This is a genomic window from Parafilimonas sp., from assembly GCF_047606085.1.
In the GTDB taxonomy this organism is placed as follows: Bacteria; Bacteroidota; Bacteroidia; order Chitinophagales; family Chitinophagaceae; genus Parafilimonas.
In genome coordinates, this window is the sequence record NZ_JASGEX010000062.1 from 24,815 (window position 1) to 44,171 (window position 19,357).

Genomic DNA, 19,357 nt, shown 5'->3' on the forward strand with positions numbered 1-19,357 from the left:
ATGCTTGCTTACACAGCTAAAGCTTCACCGTTATTGTTTGAGGTTTCGTTATTACAACGTTTGCCTGCTTCACCGTTTTGCCATCAGCCTGTACGCTGTATATCCTGTTTTTAGACAAAGCGGCTACATTGTAAAATACGGCTTCGCCATTTATGGTTTTATGCATTTCCCCATTAAAAAATACAGATGCGCCCTTTAAAGGAACGCCTGCTTTTGTTACATTAAAAGTAACTGTATAGGGCATGATAGTGCCGGTTAAATTATTATAAGCCTGCGCCCAATTGCTTATGCCGATTATGGGAAGCGCAAATACGAGTGCACTATCTTCAGAAGATGTTCCTGCTTTCTGATAAATGTACCACGAGGTTTTCTTTTGATCGGGTGTTGCTATTGTGCCGGTTTTTACGGTCCATAATCCAAATTTAAAGCGCTCGTTCCTGTTATCGCATTGGGCATGATAATCGAAAGATTCAAGGCTGGGTAAGCGGCTGCATTTTTTCCACATATAAGCTATTACCGCTGCCTGTGCAAGCATATCTTCTTTACTATATGATTTTGAATTAGCGCCTTGTTCTGAAAAAAGAAGCGTACGCACTTTTTGGCCTTTATATAAATGCGTTTCCATACGCATCCATTCATCAATCAGTTCAATATTTTTGGGTGTGATAACTTTAGTAGTATTCAAATCCATTGTTGCACCTTTATCATTCCATGTGGAAGGGTTAGATAAATCTTCGGGATAAGGATGAAATGCCACACCCCATTCATAATCGCCCTGCTTGCTGCTCATATCGGTTAATAAAGCAAGCATTTGCTGAGGAGCATAGTAGGCAGGCTGAACAGTAGTGGCCCATGCATGGGTTAATGATATAAAAACTTTTGCAGCCGGATTGTACTGCCTTACCGTGTAATAGGTTGTTCGAAGCACACGGTCGTATAATTCAGTATAATATTCCATTTTGGCATTACCGGCATTGGCCCAGTATATACCATTATCAACTTCATTATGAACAATCCAGTTTGAGATACGGCCATATTCTTTATTAGTCCGGCTATACCTTTCAGCCAAAAAACCAATCAGCGCTGCATAATAATCAAATCCTTGTTGTGACGTGATATTAGCCATGCTTTGAACGCCTGTATTTGCGTCAGGATGTACAAGAATAGATTTTATGTTTTGAGCTATATTTTGCTGAATAAGTATTACTGCTGTTACATAAATGTTATTATCGCTGCAAAGTTTAATTTGCCTGTCGTATTTCTGTATGGTGTTGGGGTTGAGGTAATATGTCTTATTACAAAATTTATATGAATACTGTGTTGGTTCCAGGCTGATAACCTGGGGCAAAGTAATATTCATTGTTATATTTTGAATGCCTAAATCCTGTAAGTCTGATTCACGGCTTTCCTGGAAAAATCCTTCAAGGCCTTTTTTCCCATTTGGCTTTTCTTCCGGCAAATATTGCAGGGCTGCTTCATTTATATCTTCTGCATAATGGGCATACGATTGCGCCTGGTAGTTAGCGCCGTTTTTAGCAGTAATAATCCAACGCGAATAAAGCCTGTCGTATGTTTCATTATTTGCAGAGGCTGTTCTTGGCAGTTGGATTTGAAAATTAGAACCTTGTGCTTTTAGAAGCGTTGCAGATACGAAATCTTTTTTCGAAATTGTAATTTCATCAAACATGCGCAACTCGCATAAATAAAGATTTTGGGAAGCGCCTGAAATAATACCTTTTACCGTAACCGTATTTTTATCAACAATCACATCTGTTATTTTGTTGGGGAACCGGGCCTTTATATACGATATGACGTTATTGTTTTTAAGTGTTGCCACATCCTGTGAAAAACCGTTAAGCTGCATTAATGAAAAAAACAGGATTATACAGTGGGTTATATTTATTTTTTGAAAAAGTAAATTAAACATACAGAGAATTTTTTACACTTATGCAAAAGCCGAGCCTGAATAGTTACATGCAGCAAACGTTTATACTTTTATTTAAGATTAAAACAGTTATAAATTAATTTACCTATATGTTGTTTGTTTGGTTGAATAATCTTTTTCTGTTTTTACGCAGCCTGATTGCTTTTCTTATTTAAACCCTGTAAAATCACATCAATAATTCCATCTGCCATATTACCCCAACTATACTTGTTTATTAAACCGGGGAATTTAATTTTATATACATCAGCGTTAAACCCAGGTGAGGCAACGGAGATTAGCGCATTTTTTATTTCTTCCGGATTTTCAGGATCAACGTACATAACCGAATCGCCATAAATTTCGGGCAATACGCTTTTGTTTGAAACAACAGAAACTTTATTATTCATGGCAGCTTCCAGGGGGGTAGAGCCAAACCCTTCATACGCACTTATATAAATATTGGCAACGCATTTCTTATACAACAGTTTTAGAAAACCGTCTGAAACATAGTTCAGGAAAATTATATTGCTATAGCCCTTTTTTACTGTTGATTTCTTAAGTGCGTTATAATATGCACTGTTTGGGCCTGTAACTAATAAAAGATGTTCAGGCAAAACCTGCATTGCTTCAATAATCTTATCAACATTCTTATGCCCGTACGAAGCGCCTGCGGTAAAAAAAAATGGTTTGCCGCCGGTTATGTCATCTAACTTCTTTAATTCTGATTCATCCGTAACAACTTTTGAATCAGTTAAATGATCATGCCCGCAATAAATCACCTGCAGTTTATCAGGATGCACTTTAAAGTGTTTAGCTACATCCTGCCTGGTGAATTCAGAAATTACAACAATTTTTTTACAGGATTTGATGATATAAGGCAGAATTGTTTTAAAGTATATATACTGGAACTTATTTTGTTTTGGATATTGAAAGCAAATTAAATCATGTACAGTGATTACCTGACTTTTCAGGAACGGGCTTCCATAGCTGGTGAATGAATAAACAAGATCATATTTTTTTGCAATCACTGGCAAATAAAAAATGTTCCATATAAGCCGGTGTACTGAAATAAACCGCCTGAATAAAAATTCTAAAAGCAAAGGCAATTTTATTTCCGAAACAAATTGCGGGTTCTTTAATCCTTTTTTATTATAAGCGTAAACTGTATATTCAATATTGTTTGCATTTAACCGGATGGTCAAAGCATTGTACGCTTCCCTGGTATTAATCCCAACCCCGGGAGGGTTTTCTGTGTACATACAGGCATTTAATAAAATTTTTGCTGCTTTCATAAGGTTGCAAACATAATGAATAATAAAGCCGTGCTTTTTGCGAATGTGTTTCTTTTCAAGAGCAAAGCGGTTACATAGAATAACAACGTTTGGCTAAATGTTTGCCTTCGTATTCCATTCTTTACATTACGTATAATGAGTGATAAGGTTTTGTATTCAAAAAACTCAATAAAACAGTCAAGCACTTTTTTATTTTCGGTTGATAGCCTGTCATAATAAATTTCTTTAAAAGCAAAGGCCATTTTTCTTTTTGATTCAATATCTTGAAAATTCTTCCGTTCAATTAAAATTCTTCTGAATCTTTTTATAAAAGAATCGTCGTTAAACTGAGTAGATATATTTTCCCCATGCTGCCTGTATAGCATCGTTTTTTCATTTATATAAATCACTTTAGCAAAAGCGCTTGCAACTAAGGCAACCCAATAATCGTGATTTTCTGCCGCAGGCGGATCTGCACCAACTAAATCAAGAAGCTTTTTATTAATTAACTGGGTGCAGCCTTTCACATGATTTTGGCATAACAGGTTGGCTAATTCAGTTCTGGTTTTGTTTGGCTGAAAGTTTTCTTTTGATTTGATCGGTTTCAGTTTTTCATCTGCGTATAAAAAATTTGTATGAACAAGCAAAGGGTAATCTTTCCCGTAAAGTTTTTCGGCATTCAACATCTCTTTCAGGGTAATTTCTATTTTGCCGGGCATCCACACATCGTCCTGATCACAAAACATGGTATATTCATTTCCATTCTTAACTGAAGTAGTTAGCAAAGAAAAATTCTGGCAACTGCCAACGTTTCCATAGTTGTCATTTATTACATGTATCCCTGCAAACTTACGCTCATATTCCCTGATGATTTTTAATGTATTATCTGTAGAGCCGTCATCACGGATGTAAAGCTGCCAGTTTTGATGCGTTTGATTTACAATGCTGTCAATCTGTGCTGCTATAAATTTTTCACCGTTATAACTTGCCAATAAAATATTTACACCATCGTTGGACATGATAATTCTTTTGTTAGATAATTAATAACAGCAACCGGGAAAAAAAGCGTCCACATATTATCATAAGACTGCAGGTAAGGGTTAGTGCCATTGGCAATAAGAAAGCAGGTACATCCCACCATCAGGGGCATTAAGAGCAAAGCGGTTTCATGGTTTCCTTTTCTTAATAGTGTCAACCCTTTATATATGGGCCAGCCCAACAGGGCCAAATAGATGAGCAATCCAATAATGCCGGTTTGAAAAAGAAGTGCTACATAGCTTAGCTCGTACATCCATGGGGTTTTTTCGCTTCGTACTACAAAGCTTGAAACAGCTCCATGCCCGTGGCCTAAAAGAGGTTTCTGAAGCCATGATTTTATTAGCAGATCAAATTGATCATACCGTATGGCTACGCTTTTATCAGAAAGATTTTCTTTGCTTGCAAATGCCTCTGAAAATTTTTGAAAAACAAGGGATAGGTCAATAAAACCAGAGTCGGCCACTGCAATTAAAACACCGGTAAGAATAATTAATCCGCCACAAACCATCCATATCATATTTTTTTTCAATATACGCCTGCTTGAATAATTAGCCCACCACGAAAAAATGATCGTAAATAAAACACCAAAAAAAACATTGAGCATTAAAGCCCTTCTTGCAGAAGAAATTATACCGATGATTGAAAGCAAAATAGAAGCGTACAAGAACCATTTTTTAAAGCCAAGGGATCTTTTTTCACTGAGAAGGGTAAATGAAATAAGAAAAGGCACCGTAAACATCATTGAAATAATTGCGGGTATTTGCACTTTCACCAGTCCTGCCGTAGTATCATAATCAAGTTGAGACATACTGAATGAAAGAAAACCTAATGGAGGCAATACATGAAGCAATGTTAATGCGCTTCCTATTAAATAAAGCGATACTATAAAATTTGTAATTACCAGCACCCTGATAAGAAAAATAAGGCTGGTTCTCTTATATAATCCAATTGTAAAAATAAAATAAAAAACAGGCCAGATTATGTTGTAAGTGGTGGTGCGTAAGACAAAATAAGGATTATTCTTATTAAGAAAACCTATGATGGTAAAAAAGATACCGTGAGATATTAAAATAGCATACCATAAAAATACTTCTTTTGTCACGTTTAGCTTATCAAATAAAATACGGGAACATATAACTGTAATTAAGAGAATTATAATAAACACAATTTTAAACGCCATATTATAAGTAGGCGAGAATACCATTAAAAAAAGCAGCAACCCGCCAAAAAAAGTAAGCGGTTCATTTAGTAAAGTATATAATAAACTTTTATTTGTATTTGTAGCGCTTTGCATAATTATTTAAGCCTTCTCAGCAGGCTTGTTTTGTCTCTCACAAATCTTTTATAAAAGAAAGGCTGTTTTTTTAGAGCAATAAAATTGTTTAGTATTTTTAAGTCCTTCCTGTTCAATTCACCTGCATATAAGTTTTTAAATTCAATGGCCTGCTGAATATTCTTATGCAGGTATGCCGGCTTATTTTTAAGCTCGTTTATAAAATTTTTAATAAAAGAAGCCTGCTGTTTATCCGTTACATTTAAATCGTGTGCCCGGTATAAAACAAGCGGTTTGTTAATAAATGAATACCTGCCAAAGCTATACCCGATTAAAGCCATCCAGTAGTCGTACATTATAACATTCACCGGCATTTTTGCAAGCTCGTTTGCCATTGCATTGTTTATTAAAGAAGCACAGCCGGTAACAATATTCCCGAATAAAATATCTTTCAGAGAAAAATTTTCAGGCCTGGTTAAACGCAGTTTCCAGAATGAATCGTGAACAGGTTTATTATCTTCATCAATCACACTCAAATCACTGAAAACAATTGTGGGTTTATTATTGTCAATCTCCTTCATTTTAAGAAGCGATGATTCAATTTTATCAGGCAGCCAAATATCATCCTGATCGCAAAAAGCAATGTAATTTCCGGAGCATAAACCTGCCAGCTTTTTGAAGCTGGAATTGGGCCCCCTATTTTTTTCATTTAAGAAAATCTTTTTTTCAAACGAAAGTGGAAATGCATTAATAACTTCCAGCGATTTATCGGTTGAACAATCATCAAGCACTATAAGCTCATGCGGCGTTATAGTTTGAGCCTGCAATGAGGCAAGCTGTTGCGGCAAATATCTTTCACCATTATATACGGCAAGCGCTATAGAAATCCTATCCATTATTTGAATATGGCAATTAATATAAACACCTGCATTAAAAGGTTATATTGCTTAAGCCTTTTCAGTGTTTTTAAAGCAGAGACAGGTGGAAGCTTTAAACAGATCGTTAACTTTACTAAAACTGCAAAAACGATAAGCAGTAAAAGTTTAATTGCTATTTCCATTATTAATGAAACATCTGTTTGAACAATATATTTAATCAATAAGAAAATAAGTAAAAAACAAATTTGCTGGACAATATATTTTTTTTGCATAGCTGTTTTGGTAAAATAGAAGACAGATACAATAAGAAATGATAAGATAGAAGCAAAGCAGGCGCCGGTAACCCCAAAGTATTTTATAAAAACAAGATTAATTATAAGGCTTAAAATAGCCGCCGTAAATGATGAATAAGAAATAACTTTCCGTTTATCATCGGCGATAAGCAATGTGCCCATGAAAGTATTCATGCCTGAAATTATTACTGCAACCACTAAATAAGGCACATAACCGGCAGCGCCAAAATATTGTTTTGAAGTAAAGAACATCAAAATTTCTTTAGAAAAAAGTATTACGCAAAGCGCAGGAATATAAAGCGCTGCTATATAAATTTTATACAGTGCATCTACTTTTTGAAGATAATCGTGACTATTGTGTTCCCGGAAAATTTTTTGCTCGAAAGAACGGTAAAGGCCTTGTATCACTATGTTAAGGGTGAGCGATAGCGTAAATGCTACGGAATAAATTCCCAATGCGCTCATAGAAACATATCTTTCTAAAATTACACGGTCAAACATTGAGATAACAAGATAAGATAATGCACCGGGAAGCAGCGGCAGAGAGAAGCGCAACGCTTCTTTTATCTGCTGTATATCAATCGTAAAAATCCCTCTCTTTTTTACAACTAAAACATATATTATAAAGAATGGCACACAGGTAATCAGCCTTCCCAAAAATGAGCCTAATAAACCCATCTTAAAATAAACAATCAGCAGTAAGATGAATGCATACTGCAACACAGTTCTTCCAACGCTTAACAGCACAAAACCTTTTGCATCTTCGTTTACACGATAAGTTATAAGCGGAATAATGGATGTTACATCAAAAAAATTTATGATGAGGCCAAGCAAAAAATAGGGATAAAAAGGCACCTGAACAGAGAAGGCATTAAGCAATACAGGAAATAATAACGCTTCAAGCAAAAGCATAATTAATCCCCAACTGCATAAAAAAACAAATATGTTGCCAAGCAGTTTCTTTTTACCTGATTCGCTGCCTGCTTTATAATATGTTCGTAAAGCATAGCTATTAACAGATAATGTAGTAAGCACATACAGAAATGTGGCGATTGTATTAATGTAGCTTGAAATACCGTAATCGCTGGTTGATAAATATTTCGTTAGTACGGGAAGCAGGAGAAATGACAGAACCCTTGGAATGATTTCCCCGGTTGCATATAAAGCAACGTTTCTTGCTGTTTTTAGCTTAGACATTTTACCTTAAACAAACAACTATACCAATACTTTGCTATCGCTTTCAATTAACCTGACCTTATTCCAATAAAAGGTAAAATCTCTGTCTGAAAACACCTTTGAATATTCAGGCTTTAAAAAATTATAAATTGAAAACGCTGAATGATTCATGATGGCTGCATAATAAAGGAGGCTTGAATTTACACCGATCAGTGTGGCATTATCCGCTTTAAAAAGCAGCACTTCCATTATAACTGAGTCCGGGATTACCTGGAATTGAATATCATTTTTTGAAAATAAATTTTTTACAGCTTCCCGCACTCCAGGCTTTTCGTCCCTGTGGAATTTAATAAAAAACTTTTTATACTGCTGTTGCTGTAAAAACGGAATGCAGCCGTTTTCAATTCCAAGCAAGTAAATTTTTTCATTAAACCCATGTTGTGTTACCCCGCCATCGCCAATCCAAATAACTGCATTATCCAGGTTAAAAGCAAGCTTTTGATCAACACCTGGAAAAGATTGCTTTTTAAACCCAACAATAATTTTTTTTTCTTTATTAATCATGGGAAATGAATTATCGCTAAAACCATAGCACAAAACACCGTTTACCCCATGATAACAGGAATAGGAAAATGGCAAAGCCTGCAATCTAAGATTATAGCCCCGCAGTATTTGATATAGCTGATTTATTATAAGCTTTGTATTTTTTAAAATACTGCTGCGCCAGGGATCTTTTGAATTAGCCTGTGTTAAACTTTTAAGTGTTTCTTCAATAAAATAATGCGCAAGGCCTTCTTCAATAAAATTAAAAGAAACGCATTTTGGATTTGTAATTAATGCTTTGCCTGCCCATATTACAGTTGGTATATAGGCTGTATATTTTTCTTTTTTGGTAACTGTATCAATAAGCCTGTCTATCCTGCCGATTATATTAAAGTACCTGAAATAATAATATAGTTTAGGGAAAAAATGATTTGGATAAAATTCGTTAATACTCACCGCTTCATAAGTATTATCTTTTGAAGCTATTTTTTCAAATTCAAAAAAAATTATTACTGCGTTATTCTTATCTAAATTCAATTTATTAATTACAGATACAGCAGTTAAATAAGTAATTGGGGAATGCACTAAAAAAAGATGCTTCATAACATTAAATTCAACTGCTAAAATACTTTAAACAGCTTAAGAATAATTAACAGCAGCGATACTGCAACTGTGGCAATAAAACCACCTATAACAATTAATGCGATTCTTCCCAGTTTATCTTCTTCCAGGGGAAGAGTCGGCTCATCAATTATCTGGTAAAGTGGCGTTTCCTTTTGCAGTGTGATTTTTGCAAGCTCAAGGTTTTGCAATACCTGTCCATAAGCCTCTCCCAATGCTGAAGCCCTTGCCTGGCTTTGCTGCGCACCTGATCTTTGAATTTGGAAGGCCGGGTTTAAATTAAAGGTATAATCAGTTTGTGCACCGGCGGCCGTAATGGCGCCGCCTAAAATCCGGCGCAGGCTGTCAGCTTCCCTTTGCAGCATATCAAGATTACTTTTCGCTACACTTGTTTTTGTATTTATATAAAACGATGAAGTTGTTGCAACCAGGTATTTGGTTAAATAATAAGCAAACATTGGATCTTCTGATGTAGTGGTAACCGTATAAATACTTTGTTTAACATCAGCCTTGGAAACGTCCAGCAGGTCATCCTGAATTTTCCGGCAAATTTCTCTTGCCAGACTATCGTGTATCAAAGTTAATTTAGACGCATCTGAAGGAAAAGGATAAGCATTTTTTGTTCTTGGGCTTTTCTGCCATCTTTCATTTAATCTATTGTCTTCAACAAAAATATTAATAAGCGATTTATCAGATTCTTTTGGTTTTTCAAATAACGCCTGCTGCACCATTCTCCTTGACTTCATTAAAGTAATAATGTTATCCCCTGAAAACATATTATCGTTATCATTTCCCAGGCTTATTCCAAATTGAGTGGCAAGCCCCGCAAAACTGCTGGATGAAGAACCTGTTGAAAGCACAAAATTTAAAGTAGCATGAAATTTTGGCTTAGTGTAATGTGCATACAGCAATCCGGTTAAGCCGCCAATTATACCTGCTGCAATAATTATAATCCATTTAGAAAGCAGGTATTTATATAGCTTTTTTAATTGCCCGATAATGTCTTTAAAGCTAACTTCTTCCTGATTATTCATTATTAGCTTAATTGAGTGTATAATCCATTAAAGTTTATCATAATTTCAATATCGCTATCACTACCGCTGCCAGCGAAGCCACTGCGCTTGCCATAGCAATAAATTGAGCGGGTGATAATTTGGTTCTTTCTTCTTTCATTGGCACAATCACTTCTGCACCAGGCTTTACTTCGGGAGAGCCCTTAAAAAACAGAAATCCTCGTTTTGCAGCAGCCTTTCCATTGGCATACACCACATAAGTCTTGCTTCTTTTGCCGTTTTCTGAAGCGCCGCCTGCCGCCGCTATATAGTCGTTCACACTATAGGTTTTGTTATAAGGTATCTGTGTCGGGAACAATACACTGCCGCTTATTCTAACTTCGGCATTATATTTTGGAACAATGAATTCATCGCCCGGCATTAATACAACATCTTCCGGCGAACCCGGATGAGACAATATTTCCTTTACATCAAGCGGAAGCTGGTCTGATTGTTTTTGCGTGTCCTGTTGTTGCAGCATAACGGTTGAATCATCAGTTTGCTGCTGGATATTGGATATGGACTGTTGCCTTGCCTGTGCTGTCTGGTCGCTTAAATTATACCGTTTTATATAGGCCCCGTCAAGATAGGCTTCCGGTGTAAAACCGCCGGCACGTTTAATAAGATCACTTACCCGTTCCTCCCGTTTTTCTAACACATAGGGACCCGGATATTGCAACTGGCCTGAAACAGTTACAGACTGAAAGGCCCTGAAGCCGGGTTTGCGTTTTATTGTTACAATATCGGACGGCTGCAGAAACACATTGTTGTTTATCGCTGAAATATCGCCTATATCATTTACCTCAATAATGGTGCTTGCCCGCACATCCTGTGCGGTTAATGAATCACTTCTTATTAACCGCGCCACTTCTATGCGCTGAGGAAAAGCGGCATCGGTAAAGCCGCCTGCCTGGAGGATAACATCTTTTAACGACAGGCTGTCGCGGTAATCATAATATCCCGGGTTCCTTACTTCACCCAAAACAGATACGAAATATTGATCCCTCAAATCGAAGATGGAATTGATTACAACCGAGTCTTCCCGTTTCAATAAAATATTTCTTTCTTCTATGGTATCAGATGGATTGAATGACAGCAACTCTTTTGAAAAATCATTCTTCAACCGGAATATCTGGGCGCGTTCCATAAATGCATCCTCACGCAGGCCGTCTGCTTTATTAATTAAATCCCTTAATGTCATTCCATCTGTAAGCTCATAAATCCCTTCCCTGAAAACAGCGCCGGTAAGCGTTATCCGGTTGGAAAACCTGTTTAATACCTTGCTCGCTATTACACTGTCGCCACCCTGCATTTGATAAAAGCCAAAGTTGGCAGCGCTCACATCTTTCACACTCAGGTCTCTTCCTGTAAACTGAACAATTTTTACGGATGCTTTATAAGCGCTGTCTGTAAAACCTGAGCAAAATGTAAACAGGTCGGCAAGGTTTTCTCCCGGCAGCATTTCAAAAATACCGGGGCGCTTTACATAACCGTCTATAATAACCCTTGTTTTATAAGTGGGTATTCTTATTACATCATTGTTTTGCAATGTAACGTTATCGCTACCGTCTCCATTCACCAGAAAGCGGTACAGGTCTATGGTTTTATACAGCTTGTTATTCCTTATCAGTTCTATGTTTCTGAAGCTGCCAAATTCTGCAGGGCCGCCGGCAACAAACAAAGCATTGAATGCCGTAGCCAGCGAGGGCACTGTGTAATTGCCGGGCTTGTTGCTGCCGATAACCGTTATGCTTATGCTTTTTATCTGGCCCACTGTTATACTAAGTTTTGAAGCGCCGGATCGTAAGGTTGAATAAGCCGTACGGCCCATCAGGGCGCTTATTTTTTGCGTAGCATCTTCTATGCTTAAGCCTGCCACCTGCACCTGGCCCACATTCGGTATAATTATATTTCCTTCGGGAGCCACCGTAAGCTGCATGCTTGTTTCCTGAACGCCATACACATTTATGTTAAGCTGGTCGTTCGGGCCAATGATATAATTTACCGGTGTGGCAACAGGTATGTTTGGCTGAAAATTTAGCGTTGGGTTATTGAAAAGCTCTGAACCAAAAATACGCGGGTTTATCAAAGGCTTATGCTCTGTTGTGTCAATGTGTGGATTAGCCGATGTATCCTGTGGGTTTAATAAATTGTTGCTGCTGTTTAATTGATTATTCTGAAGGCCGTTAAGCTGGTTCTGGTTGTTTTGGTTGTTGGACGCCGAACTTAGTTGCTGCAGCCGCTGCCTTAATTTTTGTACTTCGCTTACGGACATGCCTTTGGAAATGGCCAGTTGTTCAGCCTGTTGCTGCGTTAAGCCCGATGCGTCCAACTGCTTTTTAAATTTAAGAATATCTGCATCTGAAATGTTGTCAACTTTTATACTGCTCAGGTCGGTATTACGCAATAAATCCTGCGCCCGGCCGGCAACAGCAATGCATAAAAAGAATACAATAAAGCTTAACAGCCTTGGGATCGTTTTCTTACACATTAAAAACAGAATATAGGTTTACATGTAAATATATAGCTTCGCCACCTCAGTCACACTAAAATAAAAAACCTTCATGCTTGCAGAAGGTTTTCATTTATAAGCGGCTTTACTCATTCATTAACTAAAAAATCGGCCGCAAATATAGCAATTTTGGAGTTTAGCCTTCATTCGCCTGAATCTTTAACTAATTTGAAATCATCAGCTAAAAAGCGCAGCGGCCTTCTTAATGTTTTCCGGCCTGCCCACATCAATAAATTTCGTCTGCGAATGATCGAACGATAAAATAGTATATGATGCGCAGAGCGAAAGATATACATCTACCATGGAAAATTTTATTCCCTGCTGATTCATCAACGAAAATATCGCGGTATTAATGATATGTAAACCGCTAAATGCTTTTGGCTTTAAATTATTTTCGTATCGCATAATTTTCTCTTCGCCCGTTTTTATATTCTTCCATCCACACAAAACATTTTCTGCATTAAATAAAAAATATCGCGATGTTTCACGGCTGGTTGTTGCCAGCGTTGCCAATGGCTTATTTTTTTTATGAAAAGCTATTATGTTATTCAGCGGCAGATCTGTAAGCACATCCACATTCATCAGCACAAAATCTTCTTCCTCTTTAAAAAACTGTGCCGCTTTTCTTAATCCGCCGCCGGTTTCCAGTATGACGCCTGTTTCATCTGAAATGCTCACATTGCTTCCCCACCCGTTATGCTCTTTTATGGCCTGGATAATTTGTTCTGCAAAATGATGCACATTCACCACCACGTTATAAATGCCAAACTGCTGTAAATATTCAAGGTTACGCTGCAATAAAGATTTGCCATTCACTTCGGCCAGCGCTTTGGGATGATGTTCTGTAAATGGTTTTAAACGTGTGCCAAAGCCGGCTGCAAGCAGCATGGCATGCAGCGCCCGCCCCCTAAAGGGGAGGGTATAAAATGCATCATTATCCATTTTTCAATATTAATTTCAATATCCAAAATTCAGGTTATAAAGCCCTAAATAATCAGTGATTTATTCTCCTCCTTTAGGGTTGGGGACAAGGGCTTTACCCAGTTGCGTTCATTTAAATGGTTTAATTGCACTTTTACCTTGTATTTTATAGTAAGATGTCTGGCTGTTTGTTCAGTGGCATAAACGCTGCGGTGCTGGCCGCCGGTGCAACCAAAATTTATTATAAGGTTGCTGAAGCCACGCCTGATATAATCTTCCACTGAAATATCAACAACGTCAAACACGCCGTTTAAGAACTCATTCATGCGTGTACGTTGTTCAAGAAAGTCGGCAACTTTTTTGTCCCGGCCTGTAAGCGTTTTATATTCTTCAAACCGGCCGGGATTTAATATGCCGCGGCAATCGAATACAAAGCCGCCGCCATGGCCGCTTTCATCCTGCGGAATGCCCTTTTTGTAAGAGAAACTGTTTATGCTTACAATAAGCTGTGTATTTTCATCTGCCTGGAATGGTTCAAAATTCGTAATGATCTCAGGAGATGTAATCGCATCGAGCATGCGGCTTAATTCGGCTGTGCTAATACCAACATGACTGTTTGCTAAAAACTTTTTAAGGTTTTTCAGTGCTATCGGAATGCTGGTTAAAAAATGCGCCTTACGCTCAAACAAACCCCTGAAACCATAAGCGCCCAGCACCTGCAGCATGCGTATAAGAACATATCCGTTATACTGGCCAATAAAAACCTGCCTGTCAATGGGTTTTAAAAGCAATGCATCAATAACATCAAGATAATAATGCAGCAGTTTTTCTTTCCATTCATCGCTCAGGCTGGCTTTTGCCTGCCATAATAAACTGGCCACATCATATTGCAGCGCTCCCTTCATGCCGCCCTGGAAATCTATAAAATGCACCGCCTTCCCCGAATCGCCTTCTTCAATAGCGGCAGAGATTATAATGTTGCGGCTTTGAAAATCGCGGAACATAAAATACTTGTATTCCGTTTTGGTAAGATAAGTGGCCAGGGCTTCAAAATCGTCCAGCATGGCCTGCTTGTCATAAGGCAGCTGAAGCGTATCAAGAAAATAATATTTAAAATACAGCAGGTCGCTTAAAATAGCCTGTTTGCCAAATTCCTTTGCTGTTAAGCATACATCGTAATCCAGGCCTTTATCGCCTGCAACCTGTAAGTGGGCCAATTGTTTCAGGCTTTCTTTATATAAATGAAAAGCGTAATCATCATAACCATGCTTCTCTAAAATATCAAGCAGGCAAACGGTGCCCAGGTCTTCCTGTATGTACATGGTTACATCTTCATTCACAAAATAAATTTCAGGCACAGGCAATTTTCTTTTTCTGAAGTGTTTACTGAATGCTATGAAAGTTTGGTTTTCTTTTATATTAAGGTTATAGGTAGCAATATAAGTTTTATCAGTATAGAAAATCCGGAAATAGATCCTGTCGCTGCCACTGCGCGGCAACTGCTCAATGCGTTTGGGGGATTGCTTAAGGTAAGCCTCACATAATTCCTGTATCTTATCAATTATTATTTTCATCGGCATCCCTTTTTAGGGCGGTAAATGTAACTTTAAAATTTGTTAAGGAAATTATGTTATCAATTAAAAAAAGGCTGCATAAAATAAAAAATTCAGGCTGGCAAGCGCGCTGCCTGCCATAGCCTGAATATGAATCATGAACAACTATTGACTTTTTTAAAAACTCAGCGGCACATTCAGTTTTATACCAAAATTCCGCCCCATGTTAAATACGCCCTGCCTGCCTGTTACATTATTAACGTCCAGGTATTTAAAGCGGCTTAAATTATTCTGGTACGCAATATCGCCCAGGTTGTTGCCGGTTATGCTAAGCGTGCATATAGTTTTTCCTTTGCTGGCTATATCTGCTGAAATGTTAGCGCCTACCAGCCAGTAACCGGGTGTTGCCGTTTCTGTATCATAACCGGTGAACGGGTTATTCTGTGCAAAATTGTAATCGCTTTCTATGCCTGCTGTAATGTTTCGGATGAAGTTGCCCTTGCGCAACACATCAACTGCAAGTGCGGTGATTAAACGCGCTGCCGGCACAAAAGGGATATTGCGGGAACCGTCAATGGCTTCTGAGAACTGCCCGCGCGTATAAGAAAAGGTGTTCTTAAAATGCAGCCAGTCTAAAGGATGCGGATGTATGTCAAGGCTTAATTCTGCGCCATACAAATTGGCTGTTTGCTGTGCAAACTTAAACACCTGCAATTCATCTCCGCTTTCCGCATCAGTAATTAACGAATCACCACCCGAAGCATTTTGCATGCGTTCATAGAAAATGAAATTGTGGATGTGATTGTAGAACAGGCTTGCATCGAGCGAAACATGCGCCGTTGTTAACTCAATGCCTGCATCGCCCTGCAGGCTTGTTTCAGATTTCAGATCGGCATTGCCAATCTCGTAACGGTTAGTACCTTCATGTGCGCCATTGCTTGAGAGCTCCGCAAAGTTAGGCGCCCTGAAGCCACGGGCAATATTGGCTTTTAATGCAAGCGTTTTAGATACTTCATAACTCAGGCCTGCACTGCCGGAAACATTGGAGAAATTTTTGTCAAACGCCGCAAATTTCACCTCTCCGTCTTCCTCCATGGGATCACCCACTGCATGTCTTGTATCATATCTTATGCCGCCGCTAAGCGTTAATTTATCTTTTGTGTATTGTGTGAAAACAAAGCCGCCTATATCAAACGAATTATAATTGGGAATTAAAACTTCTTCTGCCTTATTCTTATTGGTTTGATACATGCCTGTTACGCCAAAACTGGTGCGCCAGTTGCTGTTATAGGGCAAATGCCAGCGCACCGCATAATTAACGGTTTGAAGATCGAACCAGGCATCCGGTGTTGATACATCGTCCGGGTTGCCAAACTCCTGGCGCTGGTTATGCTGGTAACCTACCACTACATCAACATTGCTTGTGCCAACTTTAAAATTATTATCGCTTGTTACTTTAAAATGCCGTATGTGCTGAAAGGGAATTTCCATTGATGTGGTTTTAAAATCATCATCTGTCGCAATGGCCTCTTCGCCATCGGGCAGGGCTTTTATAAACCGGCCTGTAGCGCTGTCGCGCTCGCCTTCCACCATACCGATATGCTGATCAAAATTGCTTACAAGCAAATGGCTGTAGCCCCAGTTGCCGCCATAGCCAACCATGCCGCCAAAATTCTTGTTATAGAATTTTGAATTGAAAACATAGCCATCATATTTATTCTTATAATCTTGTGCGCCTTTATAAGAACCATAGGCATTCCAGCTAAACCCGTTTTTTGTGCCGGCGATGTTGCCATAAAAACCACGCAAAGCATTATTGGTTTGGTACTCGCTTAAAAAATTAACCTTTATCGCTCCTTCCGGCGCAGGTACCTGCGATTGAATATTAATAACGCCTGCAAGGGCATCGCTGCCATACATTAACGATGCGGGGCCTTTCAGCACTTCAATGCGCTGCACACTGTAATCGTCAATTTCAATTCCATGCTCATCGCCCCATTGCTGGCCTTCCTGCGGAACATTATCATTAATGGTAAGCACGCGGTTATAACCTAAACCGCGGATGAATGGTTTGGAAATGGCCGGCCCCGTTGTTACTGCATTTACGCCCGGCACCAATTTGGTCAGCGCATCAATTGTATTGGTGGCGGTAGTGTTTACAAACTCCTCACGCTTTACTATGCTTACCGGCTGCGGATTATCTTTTATTCTTGTAGCCGATGAAACGCCTGTTATGGTTACCGCTTCTTTTTCAACCGCGGTTTCATCAAGCGCAAAATCTTTTTGTACTGCACTGTGCAGGTCTATGGTTTGTGCATCGGAGGAATAACCGATGTATGAAACTTCAACAAGGTATTTACCGGGAGGAATATTATTTACCTGGTAACTGCCATCCTGTTTTGAAACAACACCTTTATTTATGTCATGAATAATAATAGAAGCGCCCGGCAGTACGGCACCTGTTTTGGCATCTGTTATCTTACCGGAAAGGGAAGTGTTTTTTTGCGCATTGCAATAAGCAGCCGCAGTTAATAATATTACGGTATATAATAATTTATATTTCAAATAAGTCATTGCTTAAGTTTTTTGAAGATGATCATGGCAATCAATCTTAATAATAAAAGATACTGGTGTAAATACTTAAGCGAATGAAGGTGGGTCAGTGCCCGATGCGGTTGCAACAACTGTAGTGTATGCGGGCAGGGTATAAGTATGGTAAATATGAATATTGTGCAAGGGCGGGGCAATTTCAAAACAGCTTACGGCTCCATCGCTGTCTTTTGCAAGCTGAAAATCACAGATGCTGCAGGAGAAATATGCCTTAACATCAGCATCGCTGTTATCCGTTTGATGATGATGGCATGCCAGCGAAATTTCATGCGTGTGCAATGCTTTAACAGCATGCACAAAAGCAAACAGCGCAATAAATAGTATGGCGCCGGCTTTCCTGAAATATGATGCACGCAAAAAATTCATTACTGACAAAAGTAAGGCAATTAAAATTTACAACGATGTTGCAAATCTTAATTAAGGTTAAATTCTTTTAACAACAATGAGGGCCAATGATCTTACTTCTTATCTGCCAGGTGTTTTAGTTTTTCCCATATTTCGGGAATACGTTTTATCCAAACCAGTTCTTTGCGTTTGGATTGCGCATCAATGGCCGGACTGCCAAAATAAATTTTATTGCCATCAAGCGAAGAAGGAACGCCGCTTTGCGCAAACACCACTGCATTTTCGCCAATGGTTAATGTTTTGCTTACGCCCACCTGTCCCCACAGCACAACGCCATCTTCTATAATACAGGCTCCGGCAATGCCCACCTGTGCCGCAAACAAACAATTACTGCCAACATTTGTATCATGGCCAATGTGAACCAGGTTATCCATCTTCGTTCCTTTGCCTATGCGTGTGGAAGCAGTAACACCACGGTCTATGGTGCAGTTGGCGCCTATCTCTACATTGTCTTCTATAATAACGCAGCCGCAGCTTTGCATTTTTTTATACCAAATCCCGCGGTTCTTCTTTGTATTGTAATAAAATGCATCGCTGCCAATAACGGTACCTGATTGTATAATAACGTTGTCTCCTATTTCCGTATAATCCATCAGGATAACATTTGGATGAATGATGCAGTTGTTGCCGATCTTAACATCTTTACCTATAAATACATTTGGCATTATAACAGTGCCTTCACCTATCACGGCATTCTTGCTTTGTAATTCTTTTGTTGGATTGAAAGGGCGGAAATGGTTTACTATCTTTAAATAAGCTTCAAAAGGTTCTTCGGTTACAAGTAAATTTTTACCTGCAGGTATAACCACATCTTTTGTGTTAATGATGATATGCGTGGCTGCACTGTTCAGGCTTGCATCATAATATTTCGGATGATCTACAAAACATAAATCGCCTTCTTCTACTTTATGTATTTCATTTATGCCGGCAGCCTGCGATGCAGTGTTGCCAATAACTTCAGCATGTATTAATGTTGCTATCTCTTTTAATGAAACAGGTTGAGGAAACTTCATTGATTAAAAATTTTTATCGTATCAAAGTTAAGCTGATGCCTGTGCGCTCATGCAGCTTTGCCAGTTTTATGATTTGTTTTTTGTGTTGAAAATTTGCTCTTTGAAATTTGTTTTTTGTTTTTTACTTAAAGCAATTCACATCAATAAAAAAAATTGTGCATAAAATTGTTTGAAAATTTTTTTGTGCAAGTAAAAACTATATCTAATATTGTGTCGGGAATTTATTTTCCCAGTTACTTACTAACCCATATATATACAAAGTCTCCCGAGTAAT

At 38.4% G+C, this 19,357-nt stretch carries 14 protein-coding genes; all 14 read right to left on the reverse strand.

Annotated features, from left to right (window positions below; genetic code table 11):
* Window positions 1-16 precede the first annotated feature (16 nt).
* On the reverse strand, window positions 17-1,927 hold the full coding sequence (locus tag QM629_RS05720) for a DUF5722 domain-containing protein (RefSeq protein WP_415158099.1): 1,911 nt from the start codon (window positions 1,925-1,927) through the stop codon (window positions 17-19).
* Window positions 1,928-2,070: 143 nt separating this feature from the next.
* Window positions 2,071-3,216, reverse strand: coding sequence for a glycosyltransferase family 4 protein (locus QM629_RS05725; RefSeq protein ID WP_415158101.1), 1,146 nt, complete (start codon window positions 3,214-3,216; stop codon window positions 2,071-2,073).
* Window positions 3,213-4,214, reverse strand: a complete 1,002-nt coding sequence (locus QM629_RS05730) for a glycosyltransferase family 2 protein (RefSeq protein ID WP_415158103.1) — start codon at window positions 4,212-4,214, stop codon at window positions 3,213-3,215. Before QM629_RS05730 ends, QM629_RS05725 begins: the two co-directional genes overlap by 4 nt.
* Window positions 4,196-5,527, reverse strand: a complete 1,332-nt coding sequence (locus QM629_RS05735) for an O-antigen ligase family protein (protein WP_415158105.1) — start codon at window positions 5,525-5,527, stop codon at window positions 4,196-4,198. The genes QM629_RS05730 and QM629_RS05735 overlap by 19 nt, the downstream gene beginning before the upstream one ends.
* Before the next feature lie 2 nt (window positions 5,528-5,529).
* Complete coding sequence (locus tag QM629_RS05740; RefSeq protein ID WP_415158107.1) at window positions 5,530-6,402, reverse strand: glycosyltransferase family 2 protein; 873 nt, start codon at window positions 6,400-6,402, stop codon at window positions 5,530-5,532.
* Complete coding sequence (locus QM629_RS05745; RefSeq protein WP_415158109.1) at window positions 6,402-7,874, reverse strand: lipopolysaccharide biosynthesis protein; 1,473 nt, start codon at window positions 7,872-7,874, stop codon at window positions 6,402-6,404. The genes QM629_RS05740 and QM629_RS05745 overlap by 1 nt, the downstream gene beginning before the upstream one ends.
* Before the next feature lie 18 nt (window positions 7,875-7,892).
* Window positions 7,893-8,999 (reverse strand): polysialyltransferase family glycosyltransferase, encoded by a 1,107-nt coding sequence (locus QM629_RS05750; protein WP_415158111.1) that lies wholly within the window; start codon window positions 8,997-8,999, stop codon window positions 7,893-7,895.
* A gap of 17 nt (window positions 9,000-9,016) precedes the next feature.
* Entirely contained in the window at window positions 9,017-10,051 is a 1,035-nt protein-coding gene (locus tag QM629_RS05755) for a hypothetical protein (protein WP_415158113.1), read from the reverse strand.
* A gap of 37 nt (window positions 10,052-10,088) precedes the next feature.
* Window positions 10,089-12,560, reverse strand: coding sequence for an SLBB domain-containing protein (locus QM629_RS05760; RefSeq protein WP_415158115.1), 2,472 nt, complete (start codon window positions 12,558-12,560; stop codon window positions 10,089-10,091).
* A gap of 198 nt (window positions 12,561-12,758) precedes the next feature.
* Window positions 12,759-13,523: a nucleotidyltransferase family protein gene (locus tag QM629_RS05765; RefSeq protein ID WP_415158117.1), complete on the reverse strand. Its 765-nt coding sequence runs from the start codon at window positions 13,521-13,523 to the stop codon at window positions 12,759-12,761.
* A 44-nt stretch (window positions 13,524-13,567) separates the two neighbouring features.
* Entirely contained in the window at window positions 13,568-15,076 is a 1,509-nt protein-coding gene (locus tag QM629_RS05770) for a phosphotransferase (protein ID WP_415158119.1), read from the reverse strand.
* Window positions 15,077-15,232: 156 nt separating this feature from the next.
* Window positions 15,233-17,629 (reverse strand): TonB-dependent receptor, encoded by a 2,397-nt coding sequence (locus tag QM629_RS05775; RefSeq protein WP_415158121.1) that lies wholly within the window; start codon window positions 17,627-17,629, stop codon window positions 15,233-15,235.
* Window positions 17,630-17,695: 66 nt separating this feature from the next.
* The gene (locus QM629_RS05780) at window positions 17,696-18,031 is read right to left on the reverse strand and encodes a hypothetical protein (RefSeq protein ID WP_415158123.1); all 336 of its coding nucleotides are present in this window, start codon (window positions 18,029-18,031) and stop codon (window positions 17,696-17,698) included.
* A 92-nt stretch (window positions 18,032-18,123) separates the two neighbouring features.
* A complete protein-coding gene (locus tag QM629_RS05785) occupies window positions 18,124-19,083 on the reverse strand; it encodes a UDP-3-O-(3-hydroxymyristoyl)glucosamine N-acyltransferase (RefSeq protein ID WP_415158125.1) in 960 nt (319 codons plus the stop codon).
* Window positions 19,084-19,357 lie beyond the last annotated feature (274 nt).